This window comes from Streptomyces sp. UNOB3_S3 (assembly GCF_020740895.1).
GTDB lineage: Bacteria > Actinomycetota > Actinomycetes > Streptomycetales > Streptomycetaceae > Streptomyces.
The window spans coordinates 1-12,810 of sequence record NZ_JAILXP010000200.1 but is presented as its reverse complement, the minus strand read 5'-3'; the positions used below and the strand labels follow the sequence as shown (position 1 = coordinate 12,810).

Sequence of the window (12,810 nt, the reverse complement as noted above, 5' to 3'; positions counted from 1 at the left end):
CGATCCGCTCCCACAACTCATCCGACACGATCCACGGCGATGCCCCCACGAGCCGGACAACGCTCAACCCGCCCGTCAGACACGGCAACCAGCGTCAACAGATCTCATTCTGTTAGCTGTTGTAAGCCTCGGGGTGCTCGGTGGGCTCCAACATCCGTCATGAAAATCCTGACCTCACGCTCCCTTCTGGGCGAGTACGTAAGGGCGGACGGCAGCGTGGTCCGGAACGCTGACGGCTCTCCCATCATGTTGGGCGAACCGGTTTTGACCGAGGCCGAGTGGGTCCAACTGCAAGAAGTCGTCGATCTCATCAAGATTACCCAGGGGCCGCGGGAGCCGTCCCCTGTTCGGGGCTTCCTCTTCTGCGACGGGCCGACAGCTGCCGAGACGCCGCATGCCGTCTACTGGGCGAAGGGTGGTGACGGCACCGCACGCACCCGGAGCAAGACAGCTCGCATCAGGTGCAACGGCCGGCCTTCCCATGGGCTCAAGCGCTGTGAGGGGCACACGTGGCCAGCCGAGGAACTGTACGGGGTCATCGAGGCGGCGTTCAAGTTCCAAGTGGGGCACCTCGCCGTCCAGGAACGCAAGACTGTGGCCGACGACTCCAAGGCCGTGCAGGTGGCTGTGCTGGACGCACGGATGAAGCAACTCGAGACGGAGTTCAAAGCCGGGCACCTCTCCGCAGTCGACTATGCCCAGCACCTGACCGGCGTGGCCACCGAACGGGAGGCACTCACCAGAGCGCCGAACGCCAAACCGGTGACTCGATGGATGGACGTGAAGGATCACGCGAGTGACTGCCGGGCGGCTTCGTGTAGGTGCCCGGTCCTCACTTACGCCAAGTGGTGGGACTCGGCGTCCCCGGTAGAGCGCCGAGAGAAGCTGATCACCTGGGGCGTCAGGGGGTTCGTCGGCAAGCGGGGGCTGCGGTTCGAGTACGGGAAGGACTTTCCCGCCCCGGTCCGCTTGGCCGAGCTGCGCTTCGACGGCTCCCACTCACGCCCGGGCCCCGGCACCGTATCGGTGGTCGTGGACCCGGCAACGAACACCGCGGAGCTCATGCTCGACGGCGAGCAGGTGACCGCACTCCCTCTCCCCTTGGGGGCTCGGGCGCTGACACTCGCTGCGTGAGCGGTGGGTAAACGCTCAACACCGTGGGGCCGGTCTTCTCGGCGGAGGAGGACCGCTCGGAGCTGCTGGCGTCCTGCCACCGCGAGTCCCTCCGCGTGGCGGACGAACTGGGTGCCCGCACGGTGGCGTTCCCGGCGATTTCGACGGGCATCTTCCGCTGGCCCATGGAGGACGCGGCCCGCATCGCGGTCGAGACGGTGCGGCAGACGGAGACGAGGGTGGAAGAGGTCCGCTTCGTCCTCTTCGACGAGCGGGCGTACGAAGCGTTCGCCGCGCAGGCGGGGTGACTGACTCGCTCTCCATCGAGAGCGTCTGCCGGGCCCGAACCCCTGCAGAGCCGCTGGGATGCTGCCACGCCATCAGGCTGCGGCACTCCGACGGCTCTGTCTTTGTGAATAGCCACCTGGCTTCGGTCGGGTCTGTCAGCCGGTGTTCGTGGCGTGCCGCCGGGTGGTGACCGCATCGCGTACTGCGGTGGCGGCAACGGCTGCCACGAAGGCCGTGGCCACAGACCGCACGGAGTCGGCCGCCGCGGGGAAGGCGACAAGGCAGGCGGCGGTCCGACGGGACAGACATCAGGCAACCTGACCAGTCCCCAGCCCGAAGCGAGCCCCTGCCACCTCCCCCGGAGCGCGGCTGGGGCGCCGCCGCATGAGGGTGGCGCCAGGCTGAGGGTACGACGAGGATTTCGCCGGTGCCGTGGTGCCGGAAGCACCGTCTGGGCTCCGAGCCGCTTGCCCCTTCTGCTGGGCGCGTGCGTGAGCGCTTCTACCGTGGCCGTCGCGGTTTGGTGAAACGGTTCCTGCACCTGTCTCTTCCGCCCGCACCTGCCGGTTCACCGTCCCCCAGGCCGTCGGTGAGGTCCGTCCTCTGCCGACCGAGCAGGCTGCACCCGTCAGGGCCTGAGCAAGGCTGCGGACCTTCGGGCCGAAGCCGGCTACCAAGACCTCGACGTGCAGGCCGGCGGTCGGATGCTGCGCCGTTCGGGTGTGCGGCGTGGGTTGTCGCCGCCATTGGTGTAACGGCCACCGGGCGCGGAGAACGGCGCGCTCTTGATCGGATCCGGCGGGCGGGGGCATCTGGCTGACAATCCTCCGGGCCATTTCGGCGCGGCGTATACCTTTGCGGCAGCACGAGTGCATGACCATATGGTTTGCGGCAGATTCCTGCACGGCCGAGCAAAATCCAAGCCGGGCAGGTGCCAGTGTCCGGGCTGCTACTGATGTGTCTTGTGCGGAGGCTGCTGTGAATCTCGATGACATTGCCTATTGTGAAATTCACCCGACGTTGGGAGTGGCCCGTGTCGGCAATAGCCCGGATGAATTCTTCGTAGGTCCGGAGGCGCCAGGGGTCCGGGGGAACCCGGTGGGGGGATTCAAAGACACGCAAGGACGGGTGAAGCGCCAGGCGGCGCGCTTTCGTATCTACGGGTACGACAAGGACCACAACGTCCTGGGAGAGGTGACCGCGGCCGACGCGGAGGTGACGTGGTCGGCCGAGCTGGCGAACAAGAAGGCGGCCTGGTACAAGTTCCACGGGCGATTTCACCAGTCGGACTCTGCGGACAACCTGCGCAATCAGCAGGTGGATCCGGCCGACGCGCAGGCACGCGCGGTACTGATGATCACCCCCGGGGTCCGCAGCGTGAATGGTCCGAATGCCGGAGGCGGCGACACACGCTTCGATACGGGGACGTTCCTCGGCACGCCGGTCCCGCTCGGAGAACTGCGTACGGACGAGGCGGGCCGGCTCCTGGTCCTGGGCGGATTCGGGCACGCGGCGTCCGCGAAGCCGAACAACCCATTGGTGACCTATGCGAACAACGATTTCTGGCATGACGACGTCTCCGACGGTCCGGTCACGGCGACGGTGACCGCCGGCGGGCGAACGATCCCGGTGACATCCGCTTGGGTAATCGTCGGGCCGCCCGACTTCGCTCCGGACACCCAGAACCTGGTGACGCTCTACGACGTCGCCCGGGAGGTCGCCGAGCAGGCCGGCTGGGTGCCCCCGGCGGCGGAGGTGTCGTTCAGCCGGGACATCTACCCGGTGCTCGCCCGCATGTGCGGATACGCCTGGGTGAACGCGAGCGCGCTGCGCGGACACGGCGAGGACGGACCGGGCGACTTCCTCGATCCGGAGCGCCTTGCACGCCTGGCATCGAACGCTTCCGAAGACGCGGACTTCCGGAACGCCGTGTTCAACCGGCTCCGTACCCCCGGTGCCGAGGATGTGACCCAGGCGAACTATGCGTTCATGCCCCAGCTCGCGGGGAACGACGGCGACCCGATCAACGGTAAGCCCCGTACGTGGTTCACGATCCTGCCCGGACAGTACGAACGGCTGCGCCGCTGGGCCGCAGGCGACTTCGTCGCCGACGGCACGAGCGCCGCCGAACCCGTGCCGTTGGACGGCTTGCCTGTCGCCGACCAGCCGCACGCCCTCGTACGGGCCGCACTCGAATCATGTGTCGGGGGCCCGTTCTTCCCGGGCATCGAGATGACGTTCATCGCCGACGAACCCGCCACCTGGGCCGGACCGTTCCGGCTGCGCGATGACCTGACGGCAGGAGACGTCACCAAGTACATGGCCGTCCCGTGGCACGCCGACTTCTACGAGTGCAACACCCACTGGTGGCCGGCTCAACGCCCGGATGACGTGCTGCCCGAAGAGCAGTACCGCGGTCTGATCCGGGACGCACAGGGCAGCGCCAGGTCGACGGAGCTGAGCACTTGGCGCAGACCCTGGGCACGCGGAGTGGGAGTCCAGCCGGTCCAGACGCCCGACCTCGATCCTCTGCCGGGTGAGAGCAAGCAGCATTATCAGGACCGCGTGAAACACTGGAGCGTGATCCGCGAGCACGCGGGCGACAATGACATGGTCGAGAAGTGGAGCAGTCTCGGTTTCGTCGTCGCCCGCACCGGTGTGGCGGGCGAGACGGTACTGGTGGAGACCGAACGTGCCGAGAAGGTCGGACTCAGTGACCGCGAGTGGTTCTACGTCCTGCAGCACCCCGACCGGTTTCCGGAGCATGCCAAGGATGCCCGGGACTACGCGAAGTCGGTCCTCGACGACGCGGTGGCGACACAGGGCGATCCGACGTGTCCGCTGACGCTGCGCCCGTTCCGGTATACGAGCGATGCGTTCGAAGCGCGGCTGCAGCTCATCTACACGCAGCTCGTCCAGGATGCCGATGCTTCCGACCCGGCCGCGGACCCGGCGTTCCCCAGCCGCCGCGATCTGGTCGAGCGGATCCGGCAGTTCGCGCCGTTCAACCTGCTCGACGGTGCCTGGTTGCGTAATGCCATCCCGGTCGGGCCGATCAGCGGGGTCCACTCACTGTTGTTCGCCATCTGGATGGATGAGATGGGCGGCGGGGATCCTGCCCTGAACCACTCGAACCTCTACTCCGACCTACTGCACAGCGTGGGCCTGTACCTGCCGCCGGTGGACTCCTACGAGTTCGCGATGCTGCCCGAAATGCTCGACTCGGCATACACCGTCGGCGCCTTCCTGCTGGCGATCTCCCAGCACTCGCAACAGTTCTTCCCCGAGATTCTCGGGATGACAGTGCAGTTGGAGTGGGAGGTGGTGGGGGTGGCGCCGGACGTGAAGTTGTTCGACTACCACGGCATCAGCTCGCAGTTCTACAAGATGCACATCGGTATCGACAATGCGGCCGCGGGGCACGGTGCCAAGGCCCGCGATGCGGTCATCCAGTATCTGGAAGAGGTCTACAACCGTGGCGGTGACGAGGCCGTCCAGCAACAATGGCAGCGCATCTGGAACGGCTACGTGGCCTTCGCCACCACCGGAAATCTGGGCAATGACCTCAGGGCGCTGGTGGACAACCCGCCCACTCCGGAAGACCGGCTGATCGACCTCATCAACCGCAAGGCGCCGTTCGCCTCCCTCAACCACGACGGGAAGCAGCTGGGGGAGAACCATCTCAACGACTGGTTCCTGGACCCCTCCGGTCTGCTCCGGGAACTCCAGGAGTCCGGGTTCATCCAGGCCGGCGACCCGGACAACAGCCCCTTCTTCGCACTGACCACGTACACCGGCCCCATGTACAAGGTGTTCAACGACGCCGAGCTGGAGCTCTGGCGCCAGTGGACACGCTGGCTCGCGGCCCCCTCGAAGCCGAAGCCGGAGCTCACGCCGCTCGAGGCGATGATCCTGCTGGTCGACACCCTGCGTCCACGTCAGACAGGCGCCGTTGCGCATGCCCGGACCCTCATCACCGGCCCGGATCCCACGGACCCCACGCGGACCAGGAAGGAGTCGGTGGCCTGGTGGTTCACTCAGCCGACCGCCTCGCTCCTGAGCGCCATCGCCCATCCGGAGAATTCGCTCGTCTCACCCGGCAACCCCGATCAGAGCTCCTTCATCCAGGATCTGCTCGCCCCCACGAACCCGATGGGCCAGGCTTACGCCGCAGTGGTACCGGGCACGGGCAAGACCGGTCACGACATCGCTGTCGCCTGGATCGCCGCCGGATGCCCGCTTCCGGACCTGACGCCCCCACAGGCCCGGGTCCTGCTCTCCTCGCCGGTGCCGGCGGAGAGGGCGGTCGCCGCCGCCACCACGATCAGCCGACCCGGCATCACCGGCATGGGCGCCGTTCACTGATGGGCACCCACGCTCCTGACCTGGCCTGTGACGTCTTGATCGCCGGCGGAGGACCGGCGGGCAACGCCGCCGCCATCACCCTTCGGCGCCACGGTGCTGCTGTCATCGTCGTCGATCCCGGCCGCATGCCCCGATGGAAGCCCGGGGAGAGCCTGGCACCGGAAGCCAGGCCGCTGCTCGCGCGCCTCGGTGTACTCGACCGGATCACCACCGGACCGCACACACCGTGTTTCGGCAATCAGTCGGCCTGGGGGAACGACACGCTTACCGAAACCGATTTCCTCTTCAGCCCTTACGGAGCGGGGTGGCACCTCGACCGTGTCCTCTTCGACCGCACACTCACCGATGCCGCCCGCCGGGCGGGCACCCATGAGCTGACCGGTCGGGTCAGGTCGGCACGAAGAGTGGGCGGGCAGTGGCAGCTCGTCGTCGGTGCCACGACGATCCACGCCCGGTATCTCCTCGACGCCACCGGCGCGGCCGCGTGCCTCGCCCGTCACACCAGGGCCGCCGTCACCCGGACCGATCGTCTGGTCGCGGTCGCGGCGCTCCTGCCGTCCGGTGCCTCGCGCCGAGAGGTTCCCCGCACGTCGCTCGTCGAGTCAGCTGCCCTGGGCTGGTGGTATACGGCACCGCTGTCCGCGGGCGCATGTGTCGTCATGGCAATGACAGATGCCGACCTCGTCGGGCAACGCGCACTCCACACTCCCGAGCGCTGGTGGAAGCAGCTCATGACGACCACGCATGTCCGCGGACGCGTACGACACGCCGTACCGCTCCAGGGCCGGCTGCGCGTCGTACGGGCAGCGACATCCTGCACCCATCCTGCGGCCGGACCGGGCTGGGCGGCGGTCGGTGATGCCGCCACCGCATCGGATCCGATCGCGGCACGTGGCATTCTCACCGCACTGGCCACCGGCATCACAGCTGCCGACGCCGTCAACGCCGATGCCGCGGGCTCCTCGGAGGCATTGGACGCCTACGCAGAACGGATCGCGTCAAGCCACGAGGAGTACCTCCGCGCGCGCCACATCTGCTACGGAAGCGAGAAACGCTGGGACACTCCGTTCTGGGCCAGGCGCCGCTGACGATCCTCGGGTTGCGACCACGGCTCGCGGAATTCCACTGAGGCGGACTGCCAGGTGCCGCCTCCGGCCGCGGGACCGTGTTCGGAAGGACGCTGCCTCGCCGGGGCGTGCCGACGGGCTCCCGCGCCGTCCAGGCACACCGTGCTGCCGCTCGTCGCAGGCTTCTGCCTCGTGCGCCGGACGTGCCTCGGACCGGAGCGAAAGGATGCTGCCGTCGGTACGTGGTGGCTTCGCGGGAGGGGCGGTCGGACATGAGCGGACGGGTCTCATGGGGCAGGAGGCTCGGGTGCGTGGCGGCGGCGTCGCTGGCCGCGCTGGTGCACGCGGCGCCTGACGCGTCGGCGCACGCTTCGCACGCTGCCACTGCCGCTGCCGTGAGCTGCGCGGGGAGCAACACCGTCTCGTTCTCGCCCGGTCTGTCGCTGGCGGCGCGGCGGACCCGGATCGGTGGCAGCGGTGCGTACAGCTGTCTTTCCACGGACCCGGCACTGCGGTCGGGGACGTCCTCGATCAGCGGTGGCGGGTGGAACGGCTGCTTCTTCTCCGATGCGACCACTGTCGAGCGGATCACCTGGAACACGGGGGAGCGGACGACGGTCGTCTACCACCTGGGGAACGTACAGCAGGTGGCCGGGCAGGCGGTCGTTCTGATCGTGGGCCGGGCGGTGAAGGGGAAGTTCAAGGGCCGGACGGTGGCCTCGCCGGGGCTTCAGGGCACGCTCGATCCGCTGAAGTGCGCTTCGAAGGGTGGGGTGGAGCTGATCACTGGGCCGTCGACGTTGGTCATCGTCTGACCGGGCGGCTGTTCCAGGTCAGATACCGCGGCCGTAGCGGGTGACCAGGTCCAGCACATACGCGGCGTCGTCACGAGTGCTGGTGGGGTTGATGGTGCACATGCGCAGCACGGTGGCTCCTCGCACCGTGGTGGTGAGAAGGACGGCCCCACCGTCGGCGCACACCATCCGGCTGATGTGTGCCTGCGCCGCGTCGGCGTCCCACGCCGCGGGCGCGTCCCGAGGCCGGTAGCGGAAGGTGAGGATGGCCAGACTGGGTGGCGTGACCAGCTCCAGCTCGGGATGGGCCGCCACGAGTCCGGCGGCGTACTCGGCGAGGGCCGCGCCCTGCTCGATTGCCTGCCGGAAGGCTCCGGCGCCGAAGGTCTTCAGGGAGAGCCAGAGCTTCAGGGCGCGCAGGCCGCGGCTCTGCTGGGGCCCGTAGTCGGAGAGGTTGACCTCCTCGCGTGCCGGGGCGGCCGGATGGGCCGGCCGGAGGTACCCCTGATCCAGGGCGTGGCGCGCCACGCCGAAGGTCTCCGGGAGCAGTTCGGGACGCCGTAGCAGGACACAGCCGATCTCGTAGGGCTGGAACAGCCATTTGTGCGGGTCGACGGTGAGGGAGTCGGCCCGGCCGAGGGCGTTCCGCAGATGGTGACCGCGTGAGGTGCCGGCGACGGCCGCGCCGTGGGCGCCGTCGACGTGCAGCCACAGGCTCTCCTCCTGGCACAGATCGGCCACGCGGTCGAGCGGATCGACGGTCCCGGTGCCGGCCGTGCCGAGGGTGGCGACGACGGCGAAGGGACGCAGGCCCGCGCGGCGGTCACGGCCGATGCGCTCCGCCAAGGCGTCGGCGTCCAGGCGCAGGTCGTCGTCCGGGGGCAGGACGGTGAGCTGTTCGCGGGTGAGGCCCAGGAGGTGTGCCGCCTGTGCGACGGAGGGGTGGGCCTGGGTGGAACAGTACAGCCGGGCGTGTGGCTGCGGTCCGCCGTCGAGCCGGTGGTCGCGGGCGGCGGCCAGGCAGGTGAGGTTGGCCGTGGACCCGCCGCTGACGAACAGGCCGCCGTGGCCGTCCGGGAGGCCCAGGAACGTCTTGAGCCAGCGCAGGGTGGTCAGTTCGACCTGGGTGGGGCCCGCTCCGACGAGCCAGGCGCCGGGGACGGAGAGGTACGCGGAGGCCAGCGCGTCGGCGAGCACGGCCGGGAAGTTGCCGGTGGAGGGCACGAAGGCGAAGCAGCGCGGGTGGTCCAGCCGGGTCGCCTCGGCGAGTGCCCGCTCGGTGATGTGGTCGAGGAGGCCGGGCAGGTCGTGGGTGCCGTGCTCGGGGAGGGGCTCGTCGAGGGCGGCCCGGAGAGCGCCGGGTGAGGGGGCGTGGCAGGGTGGCCGGGAGCCGTGGGCGGTCATCCGGTCGATGACGAGATCGATGGTGTGGCGTCCGGCCTCGCGCATCGCCCGCTCGGTCATCCGCAGGAGCGGCGGCTCCTTCTCGTTCTCGGCGTTCCGGTCGTCCTTCTCGACATGCCGGTCCGCCTTCTCCGTATCCCGTGCGAGCGCCGCGAGCCAGGCCGAGGCGTCGGCCCGCAGGCGCGGGCGGGGCCGCAACTCGGCGACCGGCCGCGGGAACTGGACGAGCGCCAGCTCCTGGCCCGTGGTGACCGGCCCGGAGCAGGCGACGGCCCACCACAGGGCCTCGTCGTCGGCCAGTTGGGACACCACGGGTGGCCCGTGAAGTGGTCCGGTCACCGCGCGGCCGTCCCTGCGATAGCGCCCCGTCGGGGGCAGGCGGAGCGCCACGGCGTCCGTACGGGCGTGCACCACGAGCTGACTGTGACGCAAGCCGGCCGGAAACCGTCCGGCTGCTGGAGGGGGCAGGGCGGGGAGGAGGAAGGACAGGACGTGGAGGCCCAGGGCCGGCAGAAGTCCTGCCGCGCTCTCGGCGGCCTGGACCAGGGACACCACCGTCTGGAAGCGCGGGTTGACCTCGACGGCTCGCAGCCGGCCGCCCTCCTCCACCAGATCCAGGCCGAAGACACCGCGGAAGCCGCGTCCCCGCAGGACTTCGCCCACGCGGTACGCGGCCGTTCGGGCCTGTCCGTACAACCCCTCGGGCAGGTCGCCCGGGCCGACGAGCTGGTTGCCGCAGTGCGCGCCCCAGGAAGCGGCCAGCTCGGGCAGCCCGACGAGCTGGTGGGAGACCGCCGAGACGACGGTCCGGTCCGGTCCGGCGCACGCGGTGACGGTCAGGGAGATCCCGGGGGAGAAGCGGCTGAGCTTGACGGGTTCGTCCGGCCACTCTTCCAGGCAGGCCCGCAGGTCCGACGGCCCCTCGATGAGGACGGTCCCGCGGCCGATGAGGTTGTTCTCCGCCCGCTGGGCGACGGCACGCGGCCACCGGCCGCTCCAGTACGCCTCCGCCGGCTCGCGGCCTGTCGCGGGGATTACCAGGAAGGGCGGGACGGTGACCCCGGCCTCGGCGAACAACCGGGTGGCGCTGATCTTGTCGGCGGCCCACGCCGTGACGCCGGCGTCCGGGGCCAGCAGCCGATAGCCGTGCGTACGGGCCCAGGTACGGGCGTTGTCCCCGTGCTCGGGAGCGAAGGACACACAGACGCGGCGTGGATCGGGCGGGCACGGCTGCCGGCCGGGCGGGGACTCCGGCAACGGCTGCCAGGCGGAGACCGGCTCGTGCCGGAGCCAGGTGGGCACCGGCTGGAAGGACGCGCTCACGGCGGGGCAGTGGTCGAGCCACACGACCTCGTCGACCAGGCCGGCCAGCAATCGCAGACCGGTCCCCGCGTCCACGCCCTCGATGTCCTCCACGGCCCGCGACGCAGGGGTCATCCACTCACTCACATGTCGCACGGTCGCTCCTCTGCCGGGTGGTGTGCTGACGCAGGAGCGAGGCGCCGTCAGGCACGCAGCGCTCGCAGATCGCCGCGTGCGCCTTCCGGTTCCGTCGCTGTGCCGCCCGTAGCAGGGCCACTTCGTGGTGGATCACGGCGAGGGAAGGCGCGGGCGGTGACAGCTCCCCGAGCGCGGCCGTGAGGGCGCGCGTCCGCTCGGTCATGACGCGGTGCTCCTGATTGAGGTTCCCGGAGAAGCCCGGTGCGGCGAACGGCGGCTCCATCGTGGGCCGTATGTCGTTCGCGTAGACGGAGGCGGGGAAGTCCGAGGCGTAGGCCATGGCGGCGGTGGCCGCGTCGTACAGCGTCCGCAAGCGCTCCAGGCCGTGGCGGACGGACGCCCACCGTGCCGCGCCCACCGCGGCCAAGGTGTCGTCGAGGGTGCTGTTCATGGTGGTCAGCAGGAGATGGAAGAGCTGATGGCCGAGTTTCCAGCGGCGCAGCGCGTCGCCCGGGCCGTCGTCGGCGGCCTGGCCGCCGACGGGCTCGCCGTCGCTCGGTGCCGGGCGCCCGGCACCCGACCCGTCCGGTGTGGATTCCGGCACGGGCGGCAGCCACGCGGCCAGTGTGGCGTGGGAGGTGTGCAACAGGCCGGTCAGGACCGCGGCACGTTGGGAGTCGTCCAGGCCGGTGTGCGGAAGGTCGGCGAGGACGGCTGCCTGGAGCCGTAGCACGCCGCACGTCCAGGCCGTCAGGTCCGGCGCGTGACGCGCGATGTGGAAGTACCGGTCGTAGTCGGCGGTCGTGGCACCACCGGCCACCGCCCGGATGGGGATGCGTGAGTCGGCGGCCAGGGCCAGCGGGGCCGGCGGGTCCAGTGGGGCCGGAGGCGCGGGCCTCGGCGGCGTCGCGCTGTTCATGGCCCGCACCTCCGAGGAGCGGGCCATGATGCCTTGGCCAACTGCTCCACCCGCTGGTGCAGGCGCTCCAGATACAGCTCGCTCTCCGGTTTCATCAGCACACTGCGCAGCACGTGGGTGTCGTCGCTGTCCGCGACGGCATCGGCGTGGCGGGCGGTGAACGCGTCGGCGGTGACACGGGCGACGCTGAGGAATACGGGGTCCCCCTTGGCGTTCATCCCCCGGCGCATCACCTCCTCGCTCGCCTCGCCGACACGGGAGAGGCGAGGCGGTGAACTCCCCGGAGAAGCCGGGTAGTACGTCACGATGTCGAGTTCGGGAGGCTGGTACGGCTCCAGGTGCGGAGAGGCGCCGATCAGCTCGGCCCAGCGGACGGCGGCCCGCCGCCCGGCGGCGAGCACCGCCCCGAGTCCGTCAGGGGTGAGCGGCAGCAGCTTCAGCGTCAGCCACAGAGCGGCGGCGGACGCGCCGGAGCGGGAGCATTCGAGGCTGATCTCTCCCAGGTGAGGCCGGCGGGACGTGAAGTAGGTGTAGGGCGAGTCGTGTCGGAAGTACCGGGCGACGTCCGGGTCCCCGAACAGCACCGCTCCACAGCCGTACGGCTGGAGACCGTGCTTGTGCGGATCGATCGCCACCGAATCGCACTGCGCGATCGCCCGCAGAGCGTCGCCGGTCTCCGGTGCGAGGGGCGCCCGCTTCCCGTCGGGTCTTTCGTCGGCCAGCAGCCGGAAGAAGCCGCCGTAGGCGGCGTCGGCATGGACGCGCACCCCGTACCGGCGCGCCAGCGGGACGATGCGGTGCAGCGGATCGACGGCACCCAGCGCCGTCGTGCCCGTGGTGACGACGACCGTCCCGGCGACCCCGGTGGACAGCAGTCGATCCAGCTCGCCCATGTCCATGCGCCCGCGGGCGTCCACCGGCACCGTGAATACGGGAACGCCCAGCAGGTGGCACATCCGGGCGTGGGTGTAGTGCGCCTCGGCGCTGACGGCCACCCCCGTGCCGGGACGGCTCTCACGCGCGACGAACAGGGCTTCGAGGTTCGCCTGGCTGCCGCTGCTGGTCAGGTGCCCCAGGTGGGTCGCGAAACCGGCCATCTCCGCGAGTTGCTCCACCACCTCCTCCTCCATGGCGGAGGTCGCCGGACCGCCGTCCAGCGCGTGGTTGTTGGAGTTGACCAGCATGGCGGCCGCATAGCCGGCGACCGCCACCGGGTGCGGCGGCTTGAGCATCTGCCCCGCGTAGCAGGGGTGGAAGAAGGGATAACTGCCGCGCAGCCGGGCGGTCAGCTCCTCGAACGCCACCTCACACGCGGCTTCGTCGACCGCCATCGCGGTATGCGTCGCGAACTCGCCGTACGTTCGCGCCCATTCCCGGAAAGCCTCGACTCCCCGCCCGAGCCAGTACCCCAGCTCCATGC

7 protein-coding genes and 1 pseudogene are annotated in these 12,810 nt (G+C 69.9%); 5 read left to right on the top strand and 3 right to left on the bottom strand.

Features of this window, described 5'->3' with window-relative positions; all coding sequences use genetic code 11:
• The first annotated feature begins 159 nt into the window (after positions 1 to 159).
• The 5 genes and pseudogenes from K6I33_RS21320 (at position 160) to K6I33_RS21300 (ending at position 7,648) form a co-directional block, all read left to right on the top strand.
• On the top strand, positions 160 to 1,134 hold the full coding sequence (locus tag K6I33_RS21320; RefSeq protein WP_229355283.1) for a hypothetical protein: 975 nt from the start codon (positions 160 to 162) through the stop codon (positions 1,132 to 1,134).
• A gap of 14 nt (positions 1,135 to 1,148) precedes the next feature.
• Positions 1,149 to 1,421: pseudogene (locus K6I33_RS21315) on the top strand (macro domain-containing protein); the annotation flags it as partial.
• 958 nt (positions 1,422 to 2,379) lie between these two features.
• The gene (locus tag K6I33_RS21310; RefSeq protein WP_229355281.1) at positions 2,380 to 5,766 is read left to right on the top strand and encodes a LodA/GoxA family CTQ-dependent oxidase; all 3,387 of its coding nucleotides are present in this window, start codon (positions 2,380 to 2,382) and stop codon (positions 5,764 to 5,766) included.
• Positions 5,766 to 6,854 carry an NAD(P)/FAD-dependent oxidoreductase gene (locus tag K6I33_RS21305; protein WP_229355274.1) on the top strand — a complete coding sequence of 363 codons (1,089 nt, stop codon included), beginning with the start codon at positions 5,766 to 5,768 and terminating at the stop codon, positions 6,852 to 6,854. The genes K6I33_RS21310 and K6I33_RS21305 overlap by 1 nt, the downstream gene beginning before the upstream one ends.
• A 290-nt stretch (positions 6,855 to 7,144) precedes the next feature.
• Positions 7,145 to 7,648 carry a hypothetical protein gene (locus K6I33_RS21300; RefSeq protein ID WP_229355265.1) on the top strand — a complete coding sequence of 168 codons (504 nt, stop codon included), beginning with the start codon at positions 7,145 to 7,147 and terminating at the stop codon, positions 7,646 to 7,648.
• A gap of 18 nt (positions 7,649 to 7,666) precedes the next feature.
• Here the strand turns inward: K6I33_RS21300 and K6I33_RS21295 are convergent, their stop codons facing one another.
• The 3 genes from K6I33_RS21295 to K6I33_RS21285 form a co-directional block, all read right to left on the bottom strand.
• Positions 7,667 to 10,489 (bottom strand): aminotransferase class I/II-fold pyridoxal phosphate-dependent enzyme, encoded by a 2,823-nt coding sequence (locus K6I33_RS21295; RefSeq protein WP_229355263.1) that lies wholly within the window; start codon positions 10,487 to 10,489, stop codon positions 7,667 to 7,669.
• Positions 10,473 to 11,390 (bottom strand): hypothetical protein, encoded by a 918-nt coding sequence (locus K6I33_RS21290; protein ID WP_229355261.1) that lies wholly within the window; start codon positions 11,388 to 11,390, stop codon positions 10,473 to 10,475. Before K6I33_RS21290 ends, K6I33_RS21295 begins: the two co-directional genes overlap by 17 nt.
• Positions 11,387 to 12,810: aminotransferase class I/II-fold pyridoxal phosphate-dependent enzyme (locus K6I33_RS21285; protein ID WP_229355259.1), on the bottom strand; the 1,424-nt coding region annotated here is incomplete at its 5' end. The genes K6I33_RS21285 and K6I33_RS21290, both read right to left, overlap by 4 nt.

Coding starts and splice junctions, on each gene's coding strand:
- K6I33_RS21320 (WP_229355283.1), top strand. CDS start 160: ATGAAAATCCTGACCTCACGCTCCCTTCTGGGCGAGTACGTAAGGGCG.
- K6I33_RS21305 (WP_229355274.1), top strand. CDS start 5,766: ATGGGCACCCACGCTCCTGACCTGGCCTGTGACGTCTTGATCGCCGGC.
- K6I33_RS21290 (WP_229355261.1), bottom strand. CDS start 11,390: ATGAACAGCGCGACGCCGCCGAGGCCCGCGCCTCCGGCCCCACTGGAC.